The sequence below is a fragment of the Brachyspira hyodysenteriae ATCC 27164 genome (genome assembly GCF_001676785.2).
In the GTDB taxonomy this organism is placed as follows: domain Bacteria; phylum Spirochaetota; class Brachyspiria; order Brachyspirales; family Brachyspiraceae; genus Brachyspira; species Brachyspira hyodysenteriae.
This window is the reverse complement of record NZ_CP015910.2, coordinates 1,849,613-1,875,117: the sequence shown is the minus strand read 5'-3', so window position 1 is coordinate 1,875,117 and position 25,505 is coordinate 1,849,613. Positions and strand designations below refer to the sequence as shown.

Sequence of the window (25,505 nt, the reverse complement as noted above, 5' to 3'; positions counted from 1 at the left end):
GTTATTATATTTTGGAGTACTGTATTTATGAATATTTTAGTTATCAATGGAAGCCCTAAAGGAAATAATAGCATAACATTACAGACATTATTATTTTTAGAGAAATTATTTATAGAACATAAATTTGAATTTTTGAATGTAGGGCAGAAAATAAGATATTATGAAAAGAATTTTAATGAAATAAAAGATGCATTTGAAAAATCAGATGTGATAATTTTTTCTTATCCTGTATATACTTTTCTAGTTCCTTATCAGCTTCATAGATTTATAGAATTATTAAAAGAAAATAATATAGAAGTTAAAGATAAATTTGCAACGCAGTTTTCTACATCAAAACATTTTTATGATGTAACTGCTCATAAGTTTTTAGAGGAAAATTGTTTGGATTTAGGATTTAAATATATAAAAGGACTTTCTGCTGATATGGAAGACTTGATGAAAAAAGAAGGGCAGGATGATGCTATAAACTTTTTTAATTATTTAATATTCTTTATAGAAAATAATCTATATACACAAAACATTAATTTAAAATACGAAGATAAAATTATATACAAAAGAAGATTTAATAATAATATTGAAAATAAAGACGGCAGTAAAGATGTTTTAATATTAAGCAATACTTCAAAAGATGATGAGAATTTAATAAATATTATAGAAGATTTTAAAAATATTTTTCCATATAAAACAAGAGAGATAAATATAAGAGAGTATAATTTTCATGGCGGATGTTTAGGCTGTTTCGGATGTGCTATTACAGGAAAATGCGTTTACAAAGATGGGTTCGATGATTTTCTTCGAAATGAGATACAAAAGGCTGATGCCATTATATATGCATTTACTATAGAAAATCACTATACACATTCAAGCTTTAAACTTTATGAAGATAGACAATTTTGCAATGGACATAGAACAGTTACAGAGGGAATGCCTATAGGATATATTATAAGCGGTGATTATGACAGCGAATATAATTTGCAGACACTTATAGAATCGCGTGCAGAAGTAGGAGGAAATTTTTTAACTCATATCGCTAATGACTATAATAAAGATATATATAATGAACTAGAAAAATTATCTTCTATCATGAAATATGCCATAGATAATAAATGCACTCGTCCTAAAAATTTCTATGGGGTAGGAGGCATGAAAATATTCAGAGATTTAATATATGTAATGCAGGGGCTTATGAAAGAAGATCATAAATATTATAAGAAACATAATATATATGATTTCCCTCAGAAGCAGAGAATGAAAATGCTTCAGATGAAATTAGTAGGTGCTTTAATATCCATTCCTTCAGTTCAGAAGAAAATGAAAAATAAAATGAATGAATATATTTTAATGCCTTATAAAAAAATAATAGATAATGCCAAACATAAATAGACTAGAATTATAAAAAATTAAAATAATTATCATAATTATACATTTACATCAATAGTACTAATATGATGTATTAATAAAATAAAAATTGTCCGTTATAATATGTAATTTTAATTGTTATTTGTTTTTGTAAAACTACGGATACAATAAGTAAAATTCTTTTTAAATATAGAAAAATTATAAAATATATATTATACTATAAATCTGTATTATAATTATGTAAACTTATTATGAGGAGAAATTGATGAAGAAATACAAGCCTGAAACAAAACAAGAATTAGAACAATTGGTATATACTGACGGAATAAAACTCTATGATGTAGATACGAGTCTTATAACAGATATGAGCGAGCTTTTTCATAACAGCACCAGAAAAGATTTTGAAGGCATAGAAGATTGGGACGTTTCTAATGTTGAGGATATGTCCTATATGTTTGCCCATATGAGTTATGATAGTTATGAAAACCGTTCTAAAGCTAAGTTTAATCACAATCTTAATAATTGGAATGTATCTAAAGTTAAGCATATGAGTTTTATGTTTTATTATTGTCAGGATTTTAATCAGCCTTTAGATAAATGGGACGTTTCTAATGTTCAGGATACATTTAGAATGTTTGATAATTGTAAAAAATTCAATCAGCCTTTAAATAGCTGGAATGTATCTAATGTAACAAATATGAGCGGTATGTTTCAGGTAGCAGAAAGTTTCAATCAGCCTTTAGACAAGTGGGACGTTTCAAAAGTTACAACTATGAGGGCTATGTTTAATTATGCTAAAGCTTTTAATCAAGATATAAGTAATTGGAATGTTAGTAAAGTTGAAGATATGGGTTATATGTTTAGTATATGCGTTAATTTTAATCAGCCTATTAATGATTGGGACGTATCTAAAGTAAAAACTATGGAAGGTATGTTTAGAAGTGCTTTTAAATTCAATCAGCCTTTAGATAAATGGAATACTTCAAAGGTTGAAAATATGAATCAGATGTTTAATGAGGCTTTAAAATTTAATCAGCCTTTAAATAGCTGGAATGTTTCCAATGTAAAAACTATGGAATGTATGTTTCGCGGTACTGAAGCTTTTAATCAGCCTTTGGATAAATGGGATACAAAAAAATTAAAAACAATGTTTGGAATGTTTGACTTTGCTGAAGGTTATAATAGTTTTGACTCATTAGCAAACTGGGATTTAAATAAAGTATCAGAAATGAGTAATTTATGTTTTAAAAGGTATGAAGAACTTCCTTTAAGAATTAAAGCATATCTTCAGGCATTTTATGGTTCTTATAAAGATTATTTAACTGTTACAAAAGATAATGTCAAAGAAATATATGATCTTATTTCAAAAGACACAAATAAAAAAGTTTTGTCATTTAAAAAGAGATTAGAAAGCGAGTTTAGTGAGGAACTTTCATCTGTTACAGATAATTATAATTTCAAATCTATAGAAGAAGCAGAAAAGTATGTTGAAAATAATTATAATAAAAAAGATGATAAGAAAGTTAGCTTTATAAATGATTATAAAGTTTTGATAAAAGATAAATCAAGAGAAGTTGAAAATAAAGTTTTAAAATATATATATTTGGAATATTTGCTCCTTAAAAGAGATGTTAAAAAATTAGTGCAGATTGATAATATAGTTAATTTACTTGATAAAGAATCATTTATAAAATTTATTAAAAATGTTTATGATGAAACTAATAAAGAAACAGCCGCTTTTATTTATGGCATATACGGAGGAGATGAGGCAGTAAAAAATATATATAAAAAAGAAAAAGACACTAAACTTTCACTATTAATAATTAAATTAAATATAGAAAGTAAATATGCACTTAGAATATTATATGAAATATATTCAAATACAAAAAAATCTGAAGTTAGTTATGAAGCTGATAAATTGATTGATGAAGTAATGGAAAAAATGGATATTAGTTATAATGAATTCCAATTAAGATATTCATCTGATTTAGGATTTAATTCTAAAGGTGAAAAAGAATTGAATAAAGATTATAAATTAATTTTGAATAGCGATTATTCTTTGAGTCTTTTTGATATAAAAAATAATAAGGAACTTAAAAAAGCCCCTCAAAATCTTAATGAAGATTTAAAAGAAGAAATAACAAAATTAAGAAAAGAAATTCCTTATTTTATGAAAAACACTGCTTCTCTTTTAGCTGTTTTATTAGCAAGCGGTGAAAAATACAGTTATGATTTATTCAAAGAGATTTTTATTGATAATGCCATTATGAATAGATTTGCTTCATCTTTGATATGGAATTTATATGATAAAGATTCTAATTTTATAACAACTTTCAGATATTCAGGCGATGGAAGTTATTCAAACTGTGAAGATGAAGAAGTAAAAATTAATGATAATAGTTTTGTAAGTTTAGCAAGCCCTATAGAAATGAATGATGAAACTATAGATAAATGGAGAAAACAGCTTGAAGATTATGAGATAGCACAGCCAATAAATCAATTAACTGTCATAAAATTAGATAAAGATAATTTAAAAAGCGAATTAGAAAAAATAGATAATTTAGAAATAGCTTATGGTACTTTCAAGGCTTTCGGTGAAAGATATGAAATGTATAGCGAGTATATAGGTTATGATGTTGTTAAAAGTTATTCATTGGAATCAAAGAATGGAGACACTTTCACTATAGACGCTGATGTTAATTCAAAAACTGATTTTCATGACAGAGTAAAAATTGATATTAATTTTGATAATGAAAATGGTGAGGAAGTAAGTAAAAGATTTATTTATACTTTATTAGTATTAATGATTTGGGATTTTAGATTGACAGATTTATTTTAAGTAAACTGAAATAACTATATTTTGTCAAAAATGAATTTTTAATATTTGCAGGGCTTTGCCATTACGAAGTACACAGAGTGCAGTACCCTACTTCTTTTGCGACTGAAGGAAGTGCCTTTGGCGTGCCACAGGCGAAGCCCGCCTACGGCGAGAAGCAGGCACAGCCCGCTTTCGGCGAAGGGCTGTATTATAGCTTAAATTAATAATTTATATTACATATAAAACAAAATTAGTGTGATTCAGTATGAATTTTATATTTGCACTTTTTGGTTCTTTTTGCGGCGGGAAAAAGAACAATAAAATGATTTACAGACTTAAAAATTTTCAGTGTATATCAGTATTAAAATTAGGAGGAATTAATGAAAAAACATAAGCCAGCAACAAAAGAAGAATTAAAAAATTTAGTATTTACAGACGGTATAAAGCTTAGTGATGTAGATACAAGCCTTATTACAGATATGAGCGAGCTTTTTCAGAAAAGCCAAAGAAAAGATTTTGAAGGCATAGAAGATTGGGATACTTCTAATGTTGAGAATATGTCATGGATGTTTAGAGAATGTTTTAGTTTTAATGAGCCTTTAGACAAATGGGATACTTCTAATGTTACAAATATGAAAGGTATGTTTAGTCTTGCTAAATCTTTTAATCAAAATATAAATAATTGGAATGTTAGTAAAGTTATAGATATGAGTTATATGTTTAATGCATGTGATTTATTTAATCAGCCTCTTAATGATTGGGATGTATCCAATGTGAAAACTATGGAAGCGATGTTTCATTCTGCTCTTTCTTTTAATCAACCGCTTGATAAATGGGATACTTCAAAAGTTGAAAATATGCATGAAATGTTTTGCCGCTGTAAACAATTTAATCAGCCTTTAAATAGCTGGAATGTATCTAATGTAAAAACTATGGAAGCGATGTTTTATTCTGCTGATTCTTTTAATCAGCCTTTAGATAAATGGAATACAAAAAAATTAAGTAAAATGTACTCAATGTTTAAGTATACTGACAGCTATGATTGTTATGATTCATTAGCAAATTGGGATTTAAGTAAAGTATCAGATATTAGTGATTTCTGTGCTAACTATGAAAGATTCTATGAAAAATTACCTTTAAGATTTAGAGTATATATGCAGGCATTTTATGGTACTCACAAAGTTTATGTACCTATCGAAAATAATGAAGAATATGATGATGATGAATATGATTTTATATCAGAAGAATATGATTTAGTATCAAGAGATTATATAACTATCACAAAAGAAAATGTTAGAGAAGTATATAATTCGATATCAAAAGACACAAATAAAAAAGTTATGGCATTAAAAAAGAAATTAGAAACAGAGTATAGCAAAGAGCTTTCATCTGTTACTGATGATTATAATTTCAAAACTATAGAAGAAGCAGAAAAGTATGTTGAAAATAATTATAATAAAAAAGATGATAAGAAAGTTAGCTTTATAAATGATAATTATAAGGTTTTAATAAAAGATAAATCTAGAGAAGTTGAAAATAAAGTTTTAAAATATATATATTTAGAGTATTTGGTTCTCAAAAGAGACATTAAAATATTAACACAAGTTGATAATATAATTAATTTACTTGATGAAGAATCATTCATAGAGTTTATTAAAAATATTTATAATGAAACTAATAAAGAAACAGCCGCTTTTATTTATGGTATATATGGCGGAGATAAGGCTATAAAAAATATATATAAAAAAGAAAAAGATACTAAGCTTTCTCTTTTAATAATCAAATTGAATATAGAAAGTAAATATGCGCTTAGAATATTACATGAAATATATTCTAATACAAAAAAATCTGAAGTACGTTATGAAGCTTATAATTTGATTGATGAAGTTATTAAAAAAATGAATATTAGCTATAATGAGTTTGAATTAAGATTTTCTCCTGATTTCAGCTTTAATTCTAAAGGTGAAAAAGTATTAAATGAAGATTATAAATTAATTTTGAATAGTGATTATTCTTTGAGCCTTTTTGATATAAAAAATAATAAGGAACTTAAAAAAGCACCTCAAAACCTTCCGGAAGATTTAAAAGATGAAATAACAAAATTAAGAAAAGAAATTCCTTCCTTTATGAAAAATACTTCTTCTCTTTTGGCTGTTTTATTAGCAAGCGGTGAGAAATACAGTTATGATTTGTTTAAAGAGATTTTTATAGACAATGCTATTATGAATAGATTTGCTTCATCTTTAATATGGAATCTATATGACAAAGATTCTAATTTTATAACTACTTTCAGATATTCAGGTGACGGAAGTTATTCAAACTTTGAAGATGAAGAAGTAAAAATTGATGATAATAGTTTTGTAAGTTTGGCAAGTCCTATAGAAATGGACGATGAAATTATCAATAAATGGAGAAAACAGCTTGAAGATTATGAAATAGCACAGCCTTTACAGCAATTAACTATTATAAAATTGGATAAAGATAATTTGAAAAGCGAATTAGAAAAAATAGATAATTCAGAAATAGCTTATGGTACTTTCAAAGCTTTCGGTGCAAGATATGGAATGTATACTGAGTATGTAGGCTATGATGTTGTTTCAAGTTATTCTTTAAAATCAAAGAATGGAGATACTTTTAGTATATATGCTAATGTTAATTCAAACACTGATTTTCATGACAGAGTAAAAATAGATATTTATTTTACTAATGAAAATGGTGAAGAAGTAAGTAAAAGATTTATTTATACTTTATTGGTATTAATGATTTGGGATTTTAGATTGACAGATTTATTTTAATTTTTTATGTTTTATAAAGTAGGCATCATGTTTTGTGCCTGCTTTATAAACAATAAATACACATAATTAATTTTGACAAACTTAGTAATTTTCAGTATAATATATTTATGAGAAATAATTTAAATACAAAAAAATATTTCAATCCTTTAAATGATTATTTTAACTGCTTTTCAAAGATTATTGAAAGCGGTACGAGTTTCACAATTTTCTTTCAAAATAAAAAACGACATAATAAAAAATCTAGTATGTGTTAATCGCATACTAGATTTAAAACAAAATCAAATTCTCAAAATATCGAAAATCATAAATAAAAAGTTTGGTTACAGCTTTTATAATAAAAAACAGAGTCTATTTTATCTATTAGCATTCCTGCTAAAAAATATCAAAAATAAATGCAGTAGAAATTTATACTTTGCAAAATCTTCAGCATCGTTATTTGATGTAATAATTTTTGTTACTGCAGAAGGAGGTATATTTTTTAAAAATATAGTTATGGGGAGAAGTTCAAAATGATAGTTCAGGAAAAAGGAGTTAAATCATTTTTTAAAAATATTATAAAAAAAATATTTAATAAAAAAGATTTATCAAACTTTAATGAAGAGCAGATATCTGATAACAACATCAGAAGAAAACTTTATGAGTATATTTATAAAGTGAGCTTTGGAAATAATAAATTAATAGGATTAAGATATGAGATTCTATATGCAGAATATGCAAGAATAAAAAAGATTAATCTTAAAAAATTGGCAAAAAACAGAAAAATAAAAACTATAGAAATGGCTATAGAGCTTGATAAAAATAACAATACAAATCATCTTGATAATTTATATAAACTAGCAAAAAAATTATTTACAGAGGCGGAAGAGAATGCAGACTGAAAGAGAAATAAAAAGTGAATATTTAATAGCAACGTACGGCGATGCCATGCTTGACAGAGGCTTTACATCAATACCGAATACATTAATTTATTACAGAAAAAGACTAGGACTCACAGCAAGCGAGTTTGAGTTTATTATTGCTGTAATGAGTTTGAGCTGGAAGAAAGATAAAGAAATCAGAGATAAAGAAATAAATCCTGCAGAAAAACATTATTACAGACAAAAGCAGAGCTTGTATGCAAAAGGATATTTAACTTTTTCAAGCAGAAATGTTTACATAGGCGATAGATTTGCAGGAACGGGAACAGTATATAATTTCTCAGGATTAAAAAAAGCAATAGAAATGATAGTCGAAGAAGACAGAGCAATACGAAATATGGATACACCTGTAGAGCAGAAATATGATGAGCCTAGCTTGTTTAATGAAGATGTAAACACAGAACCTTTACAGCCTCCGAAATTAATCAAAGATGAAAAAGAAAAAAGCGAAGAAGAAAAAACTCCAGAAGAAAAAGAAGAGGATAAAAAGCAAGCGGAGTTTTTAGAAAAATATAATGAGCTTCATAAAGAATTAATAGGCGTTAAAATAAATCATAAATATCATAAAGTATATACTAGCTTTTTAATTGATATATTCAAAAAACGTGTGCATGATAATTTTGATGAAGCCTTATCTATAGTAAAGTTTAATTTCTTAAAATTATCACTAAATAAAAGATATTCATTAAAACTTCAAGACTTATTAAGAATGGCTTTATGCCAAAAAAATGAAAATCCAAAAAATAATGATAACAATTATAACAAAGATAATAAAACTCAAAGAGAAGAAAATACAAAATATTTAATACCTCGAGGGCTTGATAAATTAGAGTTTTTATTAAATGAATTAGAAAAAGGAGGAAATATAAATGAAGCGTATGCTAAAATTGCAAACTGCGGATAGCAGCTATTGCCTGCTAAATTATAAAAAGCATTTGCAGAAATTATATGAAACAGCAAGAGACGGCAAAGATCCTTTATGTACAAATTGTGACGAGTATGGATTTGTGAAAGGTACTAAAGATATAGTTCCTGTTGCATGTTATTGTGTGAGTGATGAAAAAAGCAGGATAAAAAGAAAAATAGAAGAGTTAGAAACAATAATAAAAAGATACAATAATGTATTTAATAAATTAGATAATGATATGACATTAGATATTTTTGCAGATAGGTTTAATAATCAAAAGTTAGTAAATACCATAAAAAAATATTTAGAATTAGGTAGTATGAACTCATTGTATATTGAAGGAGAAAGCGGAACAGGTAAAACCACAATGCTTAAAATGTTATGGCAGATATATGCTATTAATGATATCAAGGCATTGTATATGAGAGCATCTAGTTTTGAAGATATGCATAAAAACTTATTCAATAAAAATGCACAGGATAGAGATTTAAAATCTAACATAGATGCAAAAATAGACAATGTAAAATACGCAGATATTATTATGATAGATGACATTGACAGCGTAGGCTTTCATTATGCAGCTGAAGGCTATTATAACCTATTTGATAAAATAAGAGCATTAGAAAAAACAGTGATACTAACATCAAATAAAAGCTACGGCGGTTTAATGAGCAGCTTAAATATAAAAGCAAGGAAAGATAATATTGAGGAAATTAAGGGAAGACTTACAAGCAGATTAAAGAACTTGAATATTATAGAACTTGAAATGCAGAAGTTTAAAGAATTAATAACTGCTTAAATAGTCAAAATATTATTTTGATTATTTATATAAGATTTTATTAAAAGAGGAAGTTTATATGCTTAAAATATTAACTGATAATAGTTTATTTCTTATTGAAAAACCTATCCGCATATATAAAGATAAGTTTGAGAATAATCAATTATTAATCAAAAGCTATCATTTAATTATTGAAGATGATAAAAAAAATAAAATGGTTATTTTATCTTCAGATTGTTTAGATACGATTGAAGGAGCATATAAAGAACTTTGTTATAAAATCATATATAGAGACAATAATATAAAAACAGATTTATTTTTTAATTTTACAAATTGTAAATAAGGAGATAAAAAATGATATTTTTAAAAAAATTGCGTGAACATTATGTTTGTACAAAAATAGCTATTTTAGAAGCTGTATCAAATAAAATAGCTGAACAATATCCTGTATTAAAAGATGATATGGAGATTAAAAGAAACAGATTAGAAATTAATAACGATTTATGTAACTGCTATATAGATTTAGAAGATGGAGCATTTAAAATATGTATAGATGGACAGACTCCGTACTGCTATGAAGAGTTTGAATCAGTGTTAACTGATATAGAAGATGAGATAGCTAATAATGAATAATGCTATGTTTATAAGCTGTTAACAATGCTGATAACTTGTAAATAAGATGTTCAAAAGTGAAGAGTGTTTATAATGCGAAGTAATGAAAAAGCATATAAAAGATATCAAAGTAAAAAATGGCGAGCATTGAGAGAAAGTTTTTTAAATAAAAATCCGCTTTGTAAAAACTTTGCTGAGTGCCATAACTTTGCTGAACATGTGGATCATATAAAAAGAGTAGAAAGCGAAGATGATCCTTTGTTTTATGATAAAAGCAACTTGCAGGCTCTATGCAGAAGATGTCATAGCAGAAAAACAGCAAAAGAAGACGGAGCTTTTGGAAATAAAAAGAAAGATTATTGATGAGGTTAGTTATGGAAACAGATAATAAAGAATATATACATTTGGAAAAAGATGCATCAGAAGGAAAAGTATTAATTGATATAAAAAATATAAATGGTGAAGATATTATATATTTATTATCTGAGTTTATAGACTTTGTAAGTAAAAAAGAAAATATACCAGCAAGTGTATTTTTAATTATGATAGATAAAGCAATAATTAAAAAAAGAGAATTAGAAAATAAAAGAGGAAATAAAGAATGAGAGAGGTAAACTTTATAGAAAATAAAGGGCGTTTTGGGATAACATTTACGTCCGATAATAAAGAAGAAGCTAATGCTGTTATGAATGCTATACAGAGATTTATATCAAAAAATAGTAATATAAATAATTTAGATGTTAACTCTATTAGGGAAAAAATTTATAGGGAAAATATTGATAGTTTACTTGATAGTATAGAAAAAATAAAAAAAAGAAGAGATTTATCAGAACTTACTTATTATGAATTAGAATACATAGCATTAATGGAAAAAGAGATTGTTGTTATGAAAGAAAAGTTATCTATGGATAAATATACTGAAACAGCACAACCTATTTTAAATAAAATGCTTGAAACATTCACAATGGAGGATTTGGAGAAATTAAAAGAAACTACACTTCTTGATGAAAAATACATAGAAGAAGAAATTCAAAAACGTTTAGATAACAAATCTTATTCCCAAGACTATTCAAGAAATCCTCTAGATGGCTCTAGTAAAGGTGTATATTTAAATTTATATACAAATGATAGATTAATTGAGTTGTACAATAATGATGAGCTAGAGCAAGGATATAAAGATTATATAAAAAATGAATTAAACAGAAGAGGTATTTTTGATTTAAGTATGACTAAATCAGAAAATAATGAGACATCAAAAAAAATAGAACTTGAAAATAAAATAAAAGCTATAACAAACGGCAGAGCATATAATGAACTTACAGACGAAGAACTTGAAAAAATAATTTCATTAGATAAAGAATTATCTGATTTCTATAATACTACAGAAACAGCAAAACATATTTTACACGGCAGAAAGTTTAATCGTAGCCGTGAACTTGAAAATAAAATAACACAAGGAAGAAGGCTATCAGAACTTACTATTGAAGAATTGGAAGAATTAAAAAAAGTAACAATGCTTGATCATTACAGAGAAGATATACAAAAAGAAATTGATAAAAGAAAAAATAAATCTTTTGAAGAAACATTAGAAGAAGATAATGGAATAATATCTTTCGGTGAAGATGATTCAAATGATAGAATAGATGAAGAGGATGAAGAAGATCCATTAAGTGTAGATGCTGATAATATAAACAGATGGGACTATGATGCAGACGGTGATAAAGTGGATAGCGAAGGCAATAAAATGCTTTTTGATTATTAAAAAGCATTTTATTAAACTTATCGATTTAGAAGAGCCTTATTCATGGGAGTTTAAACAATCTGAAGAAGACAGGGAAAAAATACATTTAATTATAGAAGAACTTAATAATAGTAATGAAAACAACATATATAAAAAAGAATGAAAGGAATAAAAAATATTCAAGAATCAAAAATAATAGAGGTATAAAATGATTTGCTGTATATGCGGATTAAATAAAAAACAATATGATAATGCTTTAATTTCATGTAAAATAACAATAAGAGTTAAAGATAAAAAATGCAGAACTAAATATAGAAAAGTTATAAAAAATATATGCAGAAAATGCCTAAGTAAAGCATTACTCAGAGGTATTCCAATAACTATTGATTTTGAAGAGGAAAATGATTAAGAATAATAAAGAAAAAAGAATAATATCAAAAATATTCACTAGATTATTTTTTACTTATGAAAAAGATATAGTTGTGATGGATAATATAAAAAAACAGTCTGTATCTTTTTATTTTACTATAAAAAACTTTTATGCTAATGGTAGAAGCAGAGATTTTTTTTTGATATATGAAAAGAAAACAAAAAGATTTATTTTATATAGTAGAAGCAGTAAAAAATTATATTCAAGTAATTATTTAAATGAAGTTTTACATTATATAAAGATTTTACAATGCTTAGGATACAGACTTGTCAATAAATACATTAAAGAGATAAAAACAGATGATTAAAGTTATTATTAATTATAATGATGTAAATGATGAGTTCAGAAGAATGAATGATATTTTAGGAGTATTAAAATATAAATATAAAAATATTAATGTTAGTTATAAAAAACTAAAAAATAAAAATGAACTGTTTGTAACTATTAATAATGAAAGATTAGAGTGTAATCATAGTTTAGAGTTTTATATGCAGGCAGTAGAAAATATATTGAATAAGGTTATAAAATGATGGTTTATCAAATCGGCTCTATATGTTTTGGAATATTCAGTGTTATATGTATTTTTATTAGTATAACATCTAAAAATGACATTGCTAAGGCGTTCTATTTACTTTGTTTCTTTTTATCAAATATTGTTGCTTTACTTTGTGATATAGTAATAAAATTAAATTAGGAGTTATAAAAGTTTATATTCTTTTTATATAAATGAAGACTAAAAATAAGTCTTTAATTTATAAAAAGGTATAAACATGGCTTCTAAAAAATATAAAGAATTAATATTACAAAATAATAATATAATAAGCCAAGAGCAAGCAGAACTTCTTTACAAACAAGCTAACTACTTAAATATACTTGACTATATGAAAGAAGAGCAGCTTATTAAACAGATAGATTATGAAACAGAGAAAGAAAACTTTTTTAAGCAGTGTTCAAAAACAAAAAGCAATCACACAAAAAGACAGTATAAAAATGGACTTAATAAACTAGAGGAATACTGCAAAATTAATAACAAAAATATTTTATTTATTAAAGCAAGAGAAGCTGATGATTTTATAACAGAAGTTAATTCTAGTGAGCTTTCTAATTTAAGTGTACGTGCATTAGTTTCTTCCTGTTCATCTTTCTTTTCTTTTTTAGAAAGAAGGTATCCGTTTATGAAAAATCCTTTTCGAGGGACAAAAACTCGTCCGCCTGTAAAAAATAAGAAACGTTTGGAAGTACCAACTAAAAAAGAAATTGAATTAATAATTAAAGATATATCAAATCCTCTTATAAAAGTGGCCATCATTTTTATAATGGAATGCGGTGTGCGTGTTGGTGCTTTACCTAAACTAGAAATAAGAAATAACAAATATTATTCATATTCAAAAGGCAAAGAAATAAGCTGGAAAGTTACTGACAAAGTTATTAAATTATTAAAACAGAATAATCTTTCTTTTAATAATCCTTTCAAAAATAAAAGCTCTGAAGTAATAAGGAACATATTTTATAGAAGTTCAAAGCGTTTATATAATCAAGGTAAAATAAAAGCCGCCTACTCTATACATGATATAAGGCATTATTTCGCTGTTACCCTATACAAACAAACCAAAGATATAGAACTTATTAGACAGGCATTAAATCATAGCTCTATAGCTATAACAGGAATATATTTAAAAAGTTTGGAGGCAGAATAATATTTAAGTTGCGATAATTACTGTTATCAAAAAAAGATATATATTTCTATTTATTAAAAAATGATAAACATTAAATAATTTAATTTTTTATTAATATATTATAGCTTCTGGATTTTTTAATTTGATTATTTCTATATTCTTATTTGATACGTATTTATATGTTTTCTTCAAATAATCTATAATTTCTTTATCTAATTGATTATCATAATAATTTTTTTTCATCTTTACAGATCCATATATACTAAATATCCTTTTATCATCATGTTCATAAGAATTGGGTTGAAATAAATCTTTTAATATTATATGAGCTATATGTATCTGCCAAATATTGATAATAAATCCTCCATGTATAAATAACTGTGTCCATTCATGAATTTTTTTTAAAATTCCCTTTTGGATTGTATCTGGAATTTCTATATTTTTATTATTAAAAACAAAGTCCAATAATGAATCACCAGGAATTTTTACTAACTCCTTATTATCTATATCTAAAATATAATCTATACCTAACATGTTTTTTAATTTTAACTCTATTGATTGTCTTATCAAAAATACACTACTATTAAATGATAATAGAGGAGATAATGGTATATTATCATTTTTTAAATTTAATGAACTATTAAAAACTTCAAAACTATCTACTCTATTTTTTATAACAAATTCTCTAATAGGTTTTATACCATTTCTAATTTCAAATTCTCCCAAAATACATAAAATATTTCCATACAAATATAGATAATATTGTAATGCTCCATGAAATTTTATATTATTATAAAAATTTTCTAAATCTCTAAAATTATTTGATATAATCTTATAATAATCTTTAAATACATATATCATTGCTTCAAATTGAACTTTATAATACATATTCAATCTCTCAGCACCATCAATATTTAGATTAAATACTTCTTTTGATATCTGTTCCAAACTATATTCTTTTTTATTTATAGGTAAATTATTTAATCTATTTTTTATTTCTTCTAATGCTTTATTATACAAAATATCAAAATAGTGAAAAAAATTATCTTGATTTATATTTTGATCCTCTTTATAATATAATAAAAATAATTCCAAACAACTAGTATTCATATTCATAATTCCTAAAATTGACAATCGTTTATATAATAATAGATATCATAAATAATGTCAACCTTATTCATACATACATATTTTATTGAATAAAGTGGACTTTTTCAAATAAATACTATATACTATAATTATATCAAATAAAAGGATATCTTTATGCCAAGAGGTGGAGCTAGAAAGGGAGCTGGTAGAAAAATACAAGGTACTGAGAAAGCTGATATAAGGGTTATGTTTAGGCTTACCAAAGAAATGTATAATCTTATTAATACTTATGCTCAGAAAGAAAATTTAAGTGTTGGGCAATATGTACGTAAAATAGCAATATCAAATATTATGGATAATAACTAAAAATGTATTTTAATTTAGTAATCAATAATTCTTCCTACAATTTTCATATCATTTATTTAATGTAATAATACTATGAAAATTGTAAGAATATTAAGTTTGTTTAGCTATATTTATATTAAATACATCATTCTATGTACTATAATATTTATATATTAATTATTATAAAAGGAGTTTATAAAATGAACTACTATGATAAGGCTTTAGAAAATTTAAAAAATGAAAATTATGATGTTGCTGCTGATTATTTTTTTAGTCATTTATACTGTAATAATAGTATTAAAGATTATCCACCATCAGAGTATCTATGTAAATATAATCATACAGATATTATAACTGAAGAAATTAGGAATAATGTTAAAGAATACTACAGAAATATTATAGAACAGAATCAAGATGATAATGAAATAAAAGCTTCTAGTTATGCTAGATTAGGTATGATTTTATTTTATATTGATAAAGATAACTTTATGGAGCTTTTTAATTTAGTATATAACTTATCTAATAACTACTTTCTATTAAATAATATAGGTTTAATTTTATTAAAAAATGGAAAGCGTAATGAGTCCGTACAATTTTTGGAAAAAGCAAAAAAAATATCAAATAGTTCTATACCTGAAATTGTTTTTAATTTACATACAGCATATTCATATAATAACTAATTTGATAAATCCATTTATTGTTTAATATACTAATAATATATAAATAAATGTAAATGCAAATGAAATAAGGTTAATAAATTATTAGTTTCGATAATAAAGGTTATCGTATATTATATCTATATAAGAGGAAAGGAGATATTTATGTGTATAGAATTAATACCTAATGTAATTATATATAGGGATAAATATTCTAATTCAATACCAGATTCAGAATATGAGATAGTTGATAAAGAATTTTCCTTATCAAATACTATAAAAGAAAAACTTGATAAAAAGAATTTAGAAAATACTCCTATTATTTCAAAAATACTTATTTCTAATACTAAATTTAAAAACAAAGTTAGTATTGGACTCTTTATAAATAACCTAGTATTAAAAAATGTTATATTTGAAGATGATGTTGTATTCTTTGGTATTTTTAGAGGTGAAATTTTATTTGAAAATGTTAAATGTTGTAAAAATGTATCATTTGAAAATGTATATATAAGGGATAATGAATATACTGTAAGTAATGACTGCACAAAATTTAAAGATGTTATATTTGATTCTAATGTTGATTTTACAGGTTTTAGAATACAAAATGGATACAAATTTACATTTGGAAATACTATATTTAAATATAGACCAATAAAGTTAGAAACTACTATTGGCATAGGACGTTTGAAAGAATTTAATGATGAAGTTATAAAAATAAATAATGCTGATTATGATAATTAATTTATTTTAATTTTTAGTTATATATTTCATTATCTGATAGACTATATCCACATTAACAGCATTACCTAATGCTTTAAATGCTTTCGAATAATCTTCTGGTAAAATAAAATTATTTGGGAAAGATTGTAATGCTAATGCTTCTTCTGTAGTTATGTATCTAAAATTATTTCCATCACTAGAGACTATAGGTATCTGTGTTAAATTAATAGATACTAAAGATGGAAATCTATCTTTTTTACTAACTCTAATACCTGATGGTCTAAATTGTATTATATAGTCATGCAAATTTCTGGAATCATTATTTTTTATGTTCCATTCTAATTTCTGATGACTTAAACTTAATTTACTTAATTTATTTATATATTTAGAGAATACATTATTATTTTTTAAACAATAATCTCTACTATTTTTTATAAATCTTATTTTCCAATTTGGAAATTTTTCAGAATTAGTTCTAGCATATTTAGGTAGTAAATTTATTTGTTCATTTTTTGTTAAATCTTTCAAACTAGTACCATATATTCCATTATAATTATTTAGTTCTGAACTTGAATAGTTTATGGTAGCTTTATCCATAAATGGATATGTAGCCATATATTCTGTACTCCATAATGGACTATAAATATTTTCATCTTTTGGTAATTCATTAATAATATTTTGCCATAACTTTAATATAGATAATTTGCTTTCTTCAACGTACTTTACATTACGATATTTAATTTTATAAAAATTCTTCTTTACTTTTTTGTATTGTAATTTATTGATATCTTTTATGATGGAATTAGTTATTTTTTGACCAATTATAAATATTCTAGGTCTATGTTGTGGTATACCCAATTGATCTGGAGATACTATAATATATTGTATATTGTATAAACTTTCTACTTTGTTAGTAAAATCTTTTTTTAATTTAGATTTACCAAACCTTTCTACATTTTCTAATATAAAAAAAGATGGTTTATGATTTAATATTATTTTTTCAACATAAATTATCGCAACACTAATTATACTGCCGTAAAGGCTTACGCAGTGGTTTAATTTTTCATGTTTTTTTGGTGCAGCATTACTATATATTGACTTGCTGATAAATCTAATTTTTTAGCTTCATTTACTATATCTTTCCAGATATCATCATGCATAGTAATACCATGTGTATGCATTTTTCCTTTCTCTTTATCTACAAAAGGACGTCCTGCACCTTCTCTTTTACCGCCTCTATTTTCTGTTATTTTTTTTTCCATACTGTTAACACCATTATTAAATTAAATATGCTTATACATAAAGCACTTATGGATATTACCCAAGTAATTTTTTCTAACATACTTGACTCCTTTATATATATATTTTATAATATCCAAAGGGAGCGGGAATGTGAACCCACCCCGTTTGGACACTTTTAAGAATTATTTCCTATTCTTAAAAGTCGTAACCGCAATTATTATAGCTGTCAACAAATTAGTAATTGCGGTTAGCAGTTCAATAATATTCACATAGCATCACCTCCATTGTTGTTTATATTTTGATTATACTCGATATTATTCAAAAAGTCAATAGTAATTTCATAAAAAAAATAATTTTTTTTAATTTTTTTATTTAATAAAATTATAAGTGATTTATATTTGCTTGGCGGGGGTGGGTAAAATCTCTACAAGCTTTTAAGTGGTGCAACGAGTGGGGAGTCTTTTATACATGGCGATAACTTTTTTATTAGGGGGTATCAATATCATTTTTCTAATTCTTTAATTTTATTTTCTAATTCCAATACTCTTTTATTTAATTTTTGTATTTCGCTTTCTTTTTCCTCGTACTCTTTTTTAGCTTTTGCAACACAAGCCTGCACAAAACCTCCAAATGTAGAATTAGAATAATTTAGAGGATCTGCCTTAGCTTTTTCAACCATTTTTACAATCCATCTATATATATCTTGATTAAAATTAATAGTAATACCATTTCTAGAATCCATTAAAATCTCCTTTTTTGAATTATATTATTTATTTATAAAAAATTATAAAAATAACCAATTTAACAATTTGGCAATTTAAAAAGAATTAACAATAATAAAAAACAATAATGAAGATACTACAAAAGAAATAATGAAATTATTAAATAATGATAATCTATATGCAGATATAATAGAATATAATGCAACAGTATATATAAAGTATCCAGATTATAAGGTAAATACACCTTCACTTTCATAAATACTTTTCGTATCTTCAAAATGATTTTTAATCACTCTATGAAGAGCCATAATAGAGGCTACAACACCATCTATTCTTTTATATGATCTTCTTCTATCAGGCTTAGTAGGCAGATAATTATCTCTTCCATCCGTTCTAGCTTCACAGCAGCTTATCATCCAATTAAGAACCGCATTATCGCCATGTAGAAGTTTGCGTTCATCTATAGTTTTTTCAAATAAAGAAGTTCCTTCAGATAAACCACCAACTGCAAAAGATTGTCTTATCTCAGTCATCTTAAAACCTTCTTTTTTTAGATGAGTAACTACTTCAATAGCTTTCCAAGGGTCATAAGCTATTTCTATAATTTCAAAATTTCTGGCATCATTTAAGATTGAAGATTCTATAACATCAAAATCTATTATATCACCATTTGTTAAAGTAATTAAACCTTGAGAAGCCCATAATTCATAAGGTACTCTGTCCTCTTTAGAACGCTGCCTTATATTTTCTTTAGGCATAAAGAAGCGAGGCAGAAGTATATATGGACCATTATCAATAGAATCAAAACATAAAACATAGGCCGCTATATCTCTTGTTGTTGCTAAATCCAAACCTATGCAGGCTTTTCTGCCTTTTAATTCATTTATATTTATATTTTGATGTAAATAAGATTTAAGCCACCTGTCAGAAGAAATCCAAACTTCACTCGCCTGTGTCCAAACATTCAAGTTCTTTGTAAGTATATCAGTTCTCTGAATAGGTTTATCTAGTCCTTCTAAAAGCCTAGATTTTAGGTAACTGTCTTTTACAGAAACATTTATATTAGGATTAGCTTGAAAAATAATTTTATTTATTAATTTTTCCTGCTTTGAAATATCTTCATTTTTATTTAATTTTTCTTTATATTCAGACATAAATACCCAAATATCATTGATGTCATCAGGTTCATATATTATTGTAAAATATTCTTCATTAGTATTTGAACCATCTAATATTTTTTTTGCATATTCATATTCAGAGAAACATACTGAAGATTTATCAAATCCAGCAGTAGTAATTATAAATATAAGAGGCTGCCTTCTAGCTCCCATTCCAGATTCAAGAACATTTAATAATTCATTATCAGGATGTGCATGGTATTCATCTACTATAACTAAATGCGGATTTAATCCGTCTTCAGTATTGCTATCCTGTCCTAATGGTTTTGATTTTGAGGCAGTATCTTTTTTCTTTGTAATTGTAGAAGTTTGTTTATATGTAATCGCTTCTTTATTAAGAGCTTTTGCTTTTCTTATTTGCCTTTCGCTTTCACTCCAAGCAATTTTCGCTTGATCTTTTTTAGTAGCTATATAGTATATTTCAACTCCAGCCTCTGCAGGACTGTCGCAGAAAAAACAATAATTACCAATGCCAGATGCAAAAGTTGTTTTTCCATTTTTCCTACTTACCTGAACATAAGCCTTTTTAAATCTTCTTAAATTATTTTCCTTTCTCCTCCATCCGAATATGCTTGCTATTATAAATTGTTCCCAAGATTCTAATATAATATTATGATTTGCCCATTCTCCTTTTGTATGTACTAAAGATTGTATAAACATAATAGGACGTTTAGCTTCGTTATCATCAAAATAAAAAGGATAATCATTATTTTTTGATTTTTCTATATCGTCCAAATGCCTTTTCACAGATAAAAAAGCAGCTTGACAGACTGGTAATTCTTTATTTATAACTTTATTGATATATTCTTTATAAGTATACATCATATTTAACCATTTATCATTTTTTCAAGCGGATCATCCTCTTCTATAGTATCAGGTGTAGGAACTTTCTTTTTGGAAGCAGGAGTTAAACCAAACTCAGTAAGCATTTTTGTATATGCTGTTATGGCTTTATGATATGCTAAATATTCACCCATAGTTTGAGAGTTTTTACCTGCTAAATAGCCTGCTATAGAACCGCCTTCATTAATCATAGCTTTATAAAGATTCATAGCATCACCATAATGTAGGCATAAAAGTTCAAATGCTGATAAATCAGCTTCTCCAAGCATATTTTTTTCATCAAAAATAGGAGCAAGTTCCTCCCATTTTTTTAAAGAATACCCACTAAAATATTCTGGCGGATTTGGTATTATAACGGCTTTTTTTGGCTTATTTTTGGCGTTTTTTGTGGCTTTTTTAGCTTTATCAGGCATTCATACTCCTAACAGTATATTTTAGTTAAAAATCTACATTAATAATAAGTAATATAATATTTTATAACTATAATAAAAAAATAATTCAGGAGCTTTTATGTTTAGAAAAGTTGTTATTGGAAACTGTACTTTAATAAAAGGGAATTGCGAAGAGGTTATGGAAGAATTAGAAAGCAATTCTATAAATGCTGTAATATCAGATCCTCCGTATTTATATTTAAAGCATAAACTAGATATACCTTTTAATGAAGATAAAGTATTTGGAGAATGGAAAAGATTATTAAAAAATAATTCTATGATAGCATTCTTTGGAAGAGGAGATGCATTTTTTAGATGGAACTTAATGCTTGACAAATTAGGTTTTAAGTTTAAAGAAACTGCTGTATGGGAAAAAAATAATGCATCTAATTTTTTACATAATTTTTTAAGAATACATGAAGATATTTCTTTTCGCAGTTTTGGAAATGCTAATTTAAGAAAATCACATGTTGATTATTTGGAATATCAAATTAATAAAAATAAATTGGATAGAATAATAGATATTTGGAAAGGATTAAGGAGTGCATTAAACAGCAAATATAAAGATGATGTTATTAAATATATAGAGACAGGAATAAAAGAGTTTAATTATGAAGAAAAAAGAGAACATCATTTAATAGTTAAAAAATTTAAAAGTCATAAAAGCGGTCTTTATCTATTTCAAACGGTAAAGAAAGGAAAAATAGAAACATCTATTATGCGTTGTAACAGAGAACAGTATCAATATCAGCATCCGACTCAGAAGCCTATTGCTTTAATGGAGCGTTTAGTAAGATTAGTTTCAGATGAAAATAATACGATATTAGATCCATTTATGGGCGGAGGCAGTACAGGAGTTGCATGTATTAATACTAATAGAAAGTTTATAGGAATAGAGCTTGATGATGAATATTTTGATACAGCAGTAAAAAGAGTAAGTAAAGCATATCAAGATAAACAAGAGGATATTATTAATGAAAAAATAGCATAATATAATTAAATAATACTTATATTTCCTTATATTTTTTTATATATATATGCCTATTATAAAAAATATAAGGAATTATATAAAAAAGTGGCTGTTTCCTGATTTCAGTCATATTGACAGTAATAACTTTTTGTCTATTCAAAATGATAAAACTTTATCAGCAGTCAATCCGAATACAGCTTTAACTTTCTCTACAGTATTTGCATGTGTGAGAGTTATAGCTGAAACAATAGCAACCTTACCTCTTTTTGTATATAAAGTAAATGGCAATAATAAAATAAAAGCTAAAGATCATTCCTTATATAGATTATTACATGACTCACCTAATGCAGAATGCACATCAGTATCATTTATAGAAAGCCTAATAACTCAAATACTTTTGCAGGGCAATGGTTTTGTAGAAGTAGTAAGAGACAATTTTAATAGAGTAACAGAACTTTATTTAATAGATTCTAATAAAATTAAAGTATATAGAGATTCAAACGGAAATAAAATGTTTGAATATTATGATGACGGAAAAATAATCACTTTATCTCCATTACAAGTTATGCATATAGCAGGGCTTGGATGGAACGGAGTAATAGGGTACAGTCCGATAGCTATGATGCGTAAGCAAATAACTACAGGACTTTATCAAGATAATTTTGCATTAGATTTCTTTTCTAATGGTGTTAAAAAAGTTCCTATAATTTCACATCCGCAGCAATTAAGCAAAGAAGCTAAACAAAATCTCAAAGAAAGTTTCAGAGAAGCTTGGGAAAAAGGCATCGTTGTCCTTGAAGAAGGAATGAAAATAGACCCTATAACAATGAACTTGTCAGATGCTCAATTTTTAGAAAGCAGAAGATTTTCGGTAGAAGAAATATGCCGAGTGTTCCGTGTACCTCCTCATCTAATCGGCGATTTAAGCAGAAGTACAAATAATAATATAGAACATCAAAGTATAGAGTTTGTAACGCACACCATAAGGCCGTGGTGCGTTCGTATAGAAAAAGCATTAAACGGATATTTATTAAGCGGATTAGAAAGAAAAAAATATAATATAGAGTTTAATTTGGATGGACTTTTGAGAGGAGATACTCTTACAAGACAGCAAGCAAATCAAATCAAATTCAATAATGGTGTTCTTACTAGAGATGAATGGAGAAGCCAAGAAAACCTTAATGAAGTAGAAGATGAATACGGAGATGAGTATTTCGTTTCTCAGCAAATAAGACCAATAAAAAGTGTATACGAAGAAACTAAAGACAATCAAAACTTTAATATAAATAATAATGATAAAAATAAAAAATTAGAAGAGGAAGATAAAAATGCCAGTGAATAATAATGAAATTAGAAGTATAGATATTGATATCCAAAAAAGCACAGACACCGAAGGTGAACCTCTTAAATTAAGAGGCTATGCTATTGTATATAATTCTTTAAGTGAGCCGCTTTATGGGAATTTATTTAGAGAGCGTATAAACAGAGGTGCTTTTACTAAATCATTATTAGAAAACGATCAAGTATGTCTTTGGGGACATGACACAAGATATGTACTTGGCAGAAAAAGTGCTGGCACATTGATTTTAAGAGAAGATGATAAGGGTTTATATTTTGAAGTTTCTTTACCAAATACTACTTGGGCAAGGGATTTAAAAGAAAGCGTAGACAGAGGCGATATAAAGCAAATGTCTTTCGGCTTTAAAGCAGTAAGAGAAAACTGGATTGACAACAAAGAAACATTAAAAAAATATGGAATGCCAATTCGTGAAATAAACGAAATCACTGTGCATGAGATATCATTAGTAACATTTCCTGCTTATACGGAAACAAATGTTAGAGATCAAAATAATGATGCATATATTCCAAAACCTCCTGATAAAGCTATACCTGTAGAGAATGATGGCTTTGAAGATAGAAGTAAGGAATATAAGCGAAAAATACAATATCTAAAAATAAAAAATAAATAAGGAGTATCAAATTATGACACCAGAAGAATTAAGAGCTTTAATAGAAAAACTAAAAAATGAAAATAATTCATCTTTAACAAGCATTGATGAACTTATGCAAAAAAGAAATGCGTATGCTTCTATGAGTATAGAAGAGAGAGAAATTAAAAAAGATGATATATCAAAGTTAGATAATGATATAGAGACTTTAATGCAGGTTGTAGAAAATAGAAACAAAGAGATAGAAAGATATGACAGACTTCTATCGCTTCAAACTAATTCTTCTATGAATAAAAGAAATATAGCTGATAATTTAGATAATGCATCCTCTGATGATAACGAAGCTGAATTAAGAGCTAAAGTTACTAGATGGTTTAGAACAGGGAACAATAAGGAGATAAGAGAATCACTTCAGGCAGGAGTTGCGGAAAAAGGGGGGTACACGGTGGCCCCGCAATATCTAGTACAAGACATTATAAAAGACCTTGATAATGCAGTACAAATAAGAAAAAAAGCACATATACTTCCTGCTATGAACGGGTATTCAAGCATAGGAATACCTACACTTGATAGTGATTTAAATAACCTAGCATGGACTTCAGAAATAGCGGAAGTTGAAGAAGATGAAGCTATGGCTTTCGGCAAAAGGGAGATGAAATCTAATCAACTTACTAAGTTAGTTAAACTTAGTAAAAGATTAATAATGCAAAGCAATATAGATATTCAGGCTTTTGTAAAAGAGAGAATAACATATAAATTATCTGCTACTTTAGAATATAATTATTTGTATGGTAATGGTACAGAAAAACCTTTGGGTATATTCGCCCAGACGTCAGATAATGCAGCTGCTATTCCAACTGATAGAGATATAAAGGTTGGAACTGCAAGTGCTGCCATAACTTATGACGGATTAGTAGATGCAGTAAGTCTACTAAAAAGCGGATACCAAAGCGGAGCTGTATGGATGATTAATAGAAAAGCTGTTGCAGCATTAAGAAAATTAAAAGACAAACAAGATCGCCCTATTTGGCAGGAAAGTCTTTTGGTAGGACAGCCTAGTACTCTTCTTGGAATACCTGTTGTACAAAATGACTTTATAGAAGATAAGTTGGAAGCTACAAAATATTTTGGATTCTTAGCAAACTTAGATTATTATTGGATAATGGATAGTTTATCTATGGAGCTTCAAGTTCTGCATGAACTATATAGTAAAACAAATCAAGTAGGATTCCAAGTAGGATATTGGGGAGATGGAGCACCTATTAAAAAAGAGGCTTTTGTAAGATTATTACCAAATGATCAAGCGTATGCAGCTTAAGGCTTTTAT

General features: G+C 26.2%; 30 protein-coding genes. 24 read left to right on the top strand and 6 right to left on the bottom strand.

Annotation, left to right across the window (positions count from 1 at the left end; genetic code table 11):
* Positions 1–27: 27 nt before the first annotated feature.
* The 17 genes from BHYOB78_RS08195 to BHYOB78_RS08115 all read left to right on the top strand — a co-directional run bounded on the left by BHYOB78_RS08195 (position 28) and on the right by BHYOB78_RS08115 (position 14,054).
* Positions 28–1,383: an NAD(P)H-dependent oxidoreductase gene (locus tag BHYOB78_RS08195; protein ID WP_020063813.1), complete on the top strand. Its 1,356-nt coding sequence runs from the start codon at positions 28–30 to the stop codon at positions 1,381–1,383.
* A gap of 241 nt (positions 1,384–1,624) precedes the next feature.
* Positions 1,625–4,198 (top strand): BspA family leucine-rich repeat surface protein, encoded by a 2,574-nt coding sequence (locus BHYOB78_RS08190; RefSeq protein ID WP_020063812.1) that lies wholly within the window; start codon positions 1,625–1,627, stop codon positions 4,196–4,198.
* A gap of 359 nt (positions 4,199–4,557) precedes the next feature.
* The gene (locus tag BHYOB78_RS08185) at positions 4,558–6,972 is read left to right on the top strand and encodes a BspA family leucine-rich repeat surface protein (protein WP_020063810.1); all 2,415 of its coding nucleotides are present in this window, start codon (positions 4,558–4,560) and stop codon (positions 6,970–6,972) included.
* A gap of 509 nt (positions 6,973–7,481) precedes the next feature.
* Positions 7,482–7,850 carry a hypothetical protein gene (locus BHYOB78_RS08175; RefSeq protein ID WP_020063808.1) on the top strand — a complete coding sequence of 123 codons (369 nt, stop codon included), beginning with the start codon at positions 7,482–7,484 and terminating at the stop codon, positions 7,848–7,850.
* Positions 7,840–8,793 (top strand): hypothetical protein, encoded by a 954-nt coding sequence (locus BHYOB78_RS08170; RefSeq protein ID WP_020063807.1) that lies wholly within the window; start codon positions 7,840–7,842, stop codon positions 8,791–8,793. Before BHYOB78_RS08175 ends, BHYOB78_RS08170 begins: the two co-directional genes overlap by 11 nt.
* Entirely contained in the window at positions 8,759–9,595 is an 837-nt protein-coding gene (locus tag BHYOB78_RS08165) for a DnaA ATPase domain-containing protein (protein WP_020063806.1), read from the top strand. The genes BHYOB78_RS08170 and BHYOB78_RS08165 overlap by 35 nt, the downstream gene beginning before the upstream one ends.
* A gap of 58 nt (positions 9,596–9,653) precedes the next feature.
* Positions 9,654–9,917, top strand: coding sequence for a hypothetical protein (locus tag BHYOB78_RS08160; protein ID WP_020063805.1), 264 nt, complete (start codon positions 9,654–9,656; stop codon positions 9,915–9,917).
* Between the two features lie 11 nt (positions 9,918–9,928).
* Positions 9,929–10,207, top strand: coding sequence for a hypothetical protein (locus BHYOB78_RS08155; RefSeq protein ID WP_020063804.1), 279 nt, complete (start codon positions 9,929–9,931; stop codon positions 10,205–10,207).
* 72 nt (positions 10,208–10,279) lie between these two features.
* The gene (locus BHYOB78_RS08150; RefSeq protein ID WP_020063803.1) at positions 10,280–10,549 is read left to right on the top strand and encodes an HNH endonuclease; all 270 of its coding nucleotides are present in this window, start codon (positions 10,280–10,282) and stop codon (positions 10,547–10,549) included.
* 11 nt (positions 10,550–10,560) lie between these two features.
* Positions 10,561–10,791, top strand: coding sequence for a hypothetical protein (locus BHYOB78_RS08145; protein ID WP_020063802.1), 231 nt, complete (start codon positions 10,561–10,563; stop codon positions 10,789–10,791).
* Positions 10,788–11,948, top strand: coding sequence for a hypothetical protein (locus BHYOB78_RS13780; protein ID WP_020063801.1), 1,161 nt, complete (start codon positions 10,788–10,790; stop codon positions 11,946–11,948). Before BHYOB78_RS08145 ends, BHYOB78_RS13780 begins: the two co-directional genes overlap by 4 nt.
* Complete coding sequence (locus BHYOB78_RS13600) at positions 11,938–12,090, top strand: hypothetical protein (RefSeq protein ID WP_020063800.1); 153 nt, start codon at positions 11,938–11,940, stop codon at positions 12,088–12,090. Before BHYOB78_RS13780 ends, BHYOB78_RS13600 begins: the two co-directional genes overlap by 11 nt.
* Positions 12,091–12,135: 45 nt before the next feature.
* Positions 12,136–12,336 carry a hypothetical protein gene (locus tag BHYOB78_RS08135; RefSeq protein WP_020063799.1) on the top strand — a complete coding sequence of 67 codons (201 nt, stop codon included), beginning with the start codon at positions 12,136–12,138 and terminating at the stop codon, positions 12,334–12,336.
* Complete coding sequence (locus tag BHYOB78_RS08130) at positions 12,329–12,664, top strand: hypothetical protein (RefSeq protein ID WP_020063798.1); 336 nt, start codon at positions 12,329–12,331, stop codon at positions 12,662–12,664. The genes BHYOB78_RS08135 and BHYOB78_RS08130 overlap by 8 nt, the downstream gene beginning before the upstream one ends.
* Complete coding sequence (locus BHYOB78_RS08125; RefSeq protein ID WP_020063797.1) at positions 12,657–12,887, top strand: hypothetical protein; 231 nt, start codon at positions 12,657–12,659, stop codon at positions 12,885–12,887. The genes BHYOB78_RS08130 and BHYOB78_RS08125 overlap by 8 nt, the downstream gene beginning before the upstream one ends.
* Complete coding sequence (locus BHYOB78_RS13775; protein WP_020063796.1) at positions 12,884–13,051, top strand: hypothetical protein; 168 nt, start codon at positions 12,884–12,886, stop codon at positions 13,049–13,051. The genes BHYOB78_RS08125 and BHYOB78_RS13775 overlap by 4 nt, the downstream gene beginning before the upstream one ends.
* Before the next feature lie 76 nt (positions 13,052–13,127).
* A complete protein-coding gene (locus BHYOB78_RS08115) occupies positions 13,128–14,054 on the top strand; it encodes a tyrosine-type recombinase/integrase (protein ID WP_020063795.1) in 927 nt (308 codons plus the stop codon).
* Between the two features lie 90 nt (positions 14,055–14,144).
* Here the strand turns inward: BHYOB78_RS08115 and BHYOB78_RS08110 are convergent, their stop codons facing one another.
* The gene (locus tag BHYOB78_RS08110; protein WP_020063794.1) at positions 14,145–15,143 is read right to left on the bottom strand and encodes a hypothetical protein; all 999 of its coding nucleotides are present in this window, start codon (positions 15,141–15,143) and stop codon (positions 14,145–14,147) included.
* A 153-nt stretch (positions 15,144–15,296) separates the two neighbouring features.
* Between BHYOB78_RS08110 and BHYOB78_RS08105 the strand changes: the two genes are divergently transcribed.
* The 3 genes from BHYOB78_RS08105 to BHYOB78_RS08095 all read left to right on the top strand — a co-directional run bounded on the left by BHYOB78_RS08105 (position 15,297) and on the right by BHYOB78_RS08095 (position 16,864).
* Positions 15,297–15,488, top strand: coding sequence for a plasmid mobilization protein (locus BHYOB78_RS08105; RefSeq protein WP_020063793.1), 192 nt, complete (start codon positions 15,297–15,299; stop codon positions 15,486–15,488).
* Between the two features lie 179 nt (positions 15,489–15,667).
* A complete protein-coding gene (locus BHYOB78_RS08100) occupies positions 15,668–16,147 on the top strand; it encodes a hypothetical protein (RefSeq protein WP_020063792.1) in 480 nt (159 codons plus the stop codon).
* A gap of 141 nt (positions 16,148–16,288) precedes the next feature.
* A complete protein-coding gene (locus tag BHYOB78_RS08095; RefSeq protein ID WP_020063791.1) occupies positions 16,289–16,864 on the top strand; it encodes a hypothetical protein in 576 nt (191 codons plus the stop codon).
* 6 nt (positions 16,865–16,870) lie between these two features.
* On the opposite strand, the gene BHYOB78_RS13435 is transcribed toward BHYOB78_RS08095, so the two are convergent.
* From BHYOB78_RS13435 to BHYOB78_RS08070, 5 genes are all read right to left on the bottom strand, one after another.
* Complete coding sequence (locus tag BHYOB78_RS13435; RefSeq protein ID WP_275041426.1) at positions 16,871–17,854, bottom strand: DNA cytosine methyltransferase; 984 nt, start codon at positions 17,852–17,854, stop codon at positions 16,871–16,873.
* Between the two features lie 44 nt (positions 17,855–17,898).
* Positions 17,899–18,105, bottom strand: coding sequence for a hypothetical protein (locus BHYOB78_RS08085; protein ID WP_020063789.1), 207 nt, complete (start codon positions 18,103–18,105; stop codon positions 17,899–17,901).
* A 482-nt stretch (positions 18,106–18,587) separates the two neighbouring features.
* The gene (locus BHYOB78_RS08080) at positions 18,588–18,827 is read right to left on the bottom strand and encodes a hypothetical protein (protein ID WP_020063787.1); all 240 of its coding nucleotides are present in this window, start codon (positions 18,825–18,827) and stop codon (positions 18,588–18,590) included.
* Positions 18,828–19,034: 207 nt separating this feature from the next.
* Complete coding sequence (locus BHYOB78_RS08075) at positions 19,035–20,807, bottom strand: terminase large subunit (protein ID WP_020063785.1); 1,773 nt, start codon at positions 20,805–20,807, stop codon at positions 19,035–19,037.
* A 5-nt stretch (positions 20,808–20,812) separates the two neighbouring features.
* On the bottom strand, positions 20,813–21,241 hold the full coding sequence (locus tag BHYOB78_RS08070; RefSeq protein WP_020063784.1) for a P27 family phage terminase small subunit: 429 nt from the start codon (positions 21,239–21,241) through the stop codon (positions 20,813–20,815).
* A 97-nt stretch (positions 21,242–21,338) separates the two neighbouring features.
* Here BHYOB78_RS08070 and BHYOB78_RS08065 point away from each other — a divergent pair, with 97 nt between their 5' ends.
* The 4 genes from BHYOB78_RS08065 to BHYOB78_RS08050 are packed head-to-tail and all read left to right on the top strand — an operon-like array spanning position 21,339 to position 25,496.
* The gene (locus BHYOB78_RS08065) at positions 21,339–22,250 is read left to right on the top strand and encodes a DNA-methyltransferase (RefSeq protein ID WP_020063783.1); all 912 of its coding nucleotides are present in this window, start codon (positions 21,339–21,341) and stop codon (positions 22,248–22,250) included.
* A 46-nt stretch (positions 22,251–22,296) separates the two neighbouring features.
* Positions 22,297–23,571: a phage portal protein gene (locus BHYOB78_RS08060; RefSeq protein ID WP_020063782.1), complete on the top strand. Its 1,275-nt coding sequence runs from the start codon at positions 22,297–22,299 to the stop codon at positions 23,569–23,571.
* Positions 23,558–24,199, top strand: coding sequence for an HK97 family phage prohead protease (locus tag BHYOB78_RS08055; protein ID WP_020063781.1), 642 nt, complete (start codon positions 23,558–23,560; stop codon positions 24,197–24,199). Before BHYOB78_RS08060 ends, BHYOB78_RS08055 begins: the two co-directional genes overlap by 14 nt.
* 13 nt (positions 24,200–24,212) lie before the next feature.
* The gene (locus BHYOB78_RS08050) at positions 24,213–25,496 is read left to right on the top strand and encodes a phage major capsid protein (RefSeq protein WP_020063780.1); all 1,284 of its coding nucleotides are present in this window, start codon (positions 24,213–24,215) and stop codon (positions 25,494–25,496) included.
* Positions 25,497–25,505: the final 9 nt, after the last annotated feature.

What these genes read in the sequence shown, in the direction of transcription:
- BHYOB78_RS08195 (WP_020063813.1), top strand. Translation starts at nt 28, where the DNA reads ATGAATATTTTAGTTATCAATGGAAGCCCTAAAGGAAATAATAGCATA.
- BHYOB78_RS08190 (WP_020063812.1), top strand. Translation starts at nt 1,625, where the DNA reads ATGAAGAAATACAAGCCTGAAACAAAACAAGAATTAGAACAATTGGTA.
- BHYOB78_RS08185 (WP_020063810.1), top strand. Translation starts at nt 4,558, where the DNA reads ATGAAAAAACATAAGCCAGCAACAAAAGAAGAATTAAAAAATTTAGTA.
- BHYOB78_RS08175 (WP_020063808.1), top strand. Translation starts at nt 7,482, where the DNA reads ATGATAGTTCAGGAAAAAGGAGTTAAATCATTTTTTAAAAATATTATA.
- BHYOB78_RS08170 (WP_020063807.1), top strand. Translation starts at nt 7,840, where the DNA reads ATGCAGACTGAAAGAGAAATAAAAAGTGAATATTTAATAGCAACGTAC.
- BHYOB78_RS08165 (WP_020063806.1), top strand. Translation starts at nt 8,759, where the DNA reads ATGAAGCGTATGCTAAAATTGCAAACTGCGGATAGCAGCTATTGCCTG.
- BHYOB78_RS08160 (WP_020063805.1), top strand. Translation starts at nt 9,654, where the DNA reads ATGCTTAAAATATTAACTGATAATAGTTTATTTCTTATTGAAAAACCT.
- BHYOB78_RS08155 (WP_020063804.1), top strand. Translation starts at nt 9,929, where the DNA reads ATGATATTTTTAAAAAAATTGCGTGAACATTATGTTTGTACAAAAATA.
- BHYOB78_RS08150 (WP_020063803.1), top strand. Translation starts at nt 10,280, where the DNA reads ATGCGAAGTAATGAAAAAGCATATAAAAGATATCAAAGTAAAAAATGG.
- BHYOB78_RS08145 (WP_020063802.1), top strand. Translation starts at nt 10,561, where the DNA reads ATGGAAACAGATAATAAAGAATATATACATTTGGAAAAAGATGCATCA.
- BHYOB78_RS13780 (WP_020063801.1), top strand. Translation starts at nt 10,788, where the DNA reads ATGAGAGAGGTAAACTTTATAGAAAATAAAGGGCGTTTTGGGATAACA.
- BHYOB78_RS08135 (WP_020063799.1), top strand. Translation starts at nt 12,136, where the DNA reads ATGATTTGCTGTATATGCGGATTAAATAAAAAACAATATGATAATGCT.
- BHYOB78_RS08130 (WP_020063798.1), top strand. Translation starts at nt 12,329, where the DNA reads ATGATTAAGAATAATAAAGAAAAAAGAATAATATCAAAAATATTCACT.
- BHYOB78_RS08125 (WP_020063797.1), top strand. Translation starts at nt 12,657, where the DNA reads ATGATTAAAGTTATTATTAATTATAATGATGTAAATGATGAGTTCAGA.
- BHYOB78_RS13775 (WP_020063796.1), top strand. Translation starts at nt 12,884, where the DNA reads ATGATGGTTTATCAAATCGGCTCTATATGTTTTGGAATATTCAGTGTT.
- BHYOB78_RS08115 (WP_020063795.1), top strand. Translation starts at nt 13,128, where the DNA reads ATGGCTTCTAAAAAATATAAAGAATTAATATTACAAAATAATAATATA.
- BHYOB78_RS08110 (WP_020063794.1), bottom strand. Translation starts at nt 15,143, where the DNA reads ATGAATACTAGTTGTTTGGAATTATTTTTATTATATTATAAAGAGGAT.
- BHYOB78_RS08105 (WP_020063793.1), top strand. Translation starts at nt 15,297, where the DNA reads ATGCCAAGAGGTGGAGCTAGAAAGGGAGCTGGTAGAAAAATACAAGGT.
- BHYOB78_RS08100 (WP_020063792.1), top strand. Translation starts at nt 15,668, where the DNA reads ATGAACTACTATGATAAGGCTTTAGAAAATTTAAAAAATGAAAATTAT.
- BHYOB78_RS08095 (WP_020063791.1), top strand. Translation starts at nt 16,289, where the DNA reads ATGTGTATAGAATTAATACCTAATGTAATTATATATAGGGATAAATAT.
- BHYOB78_RS08085 (WP_020063789.1), bottom strand. Translation starts at nt 18,105, where the DNA reads ATGGAAAAAAAAATAACAGAAAATAGAGGCGGTAAAAGAGAAGGTGCA.
- BHYOB78_RS08080 (WP_020063787.1), bottom strand. Translation starts at nt 18,827, where the DNA reads ATGGATTCTAGAAATGGTATTACTATTAATTTTAATCAAGATATATAT.
- BHYOB78_RS08075 (WP_020063785.1), bottom strand. Translation starts at nt 20,807, where the DNA reads ATGTATACTTATAAAGAATATATCAATAAAGTTATAAATAAAGAATTA.
- BHYOB78_RS08070 (WP_020063784.1), bottom strand. Translation starts at nt 21,241, where the DNA reads ATGCCTGATAAAGCTAAAAAAGCCACAAAAAACGCCAAAAATAAGCCA.
- BHYOB78_RS08065 (WP_020063783.1), top strand. Translation starts at nt 21,339, where the DNA reads ATGTTTAGAAAAGTTGTTATTGGAAACTGTACTTTAATAAAAGGGAAT.
- BHYOB78_RS08060 (WP_020063782.1), top strand. Translation starts at nt 22,297, where the DNA reads ATGCCTATTATAAAAAATATAAGGAATTATATAAAAAAGTGGCTGTTT.
- BHYOB78_RS08055 (WP_020063781.1), top strand. Translation starts at nt 23,558, where the DNA reads ATGCCAGTGAATAATAATGAAATTAGAAGTATAGATATTGATATCCAA.
- BHYOB78_RS08050 (WP_020063780.1), top strand. Translation starts at nt 24,213, where the DNA reads ATGACACCAGAAGAATTAAGAGCTTTAATAGAAAAACTAAAAAATGAA.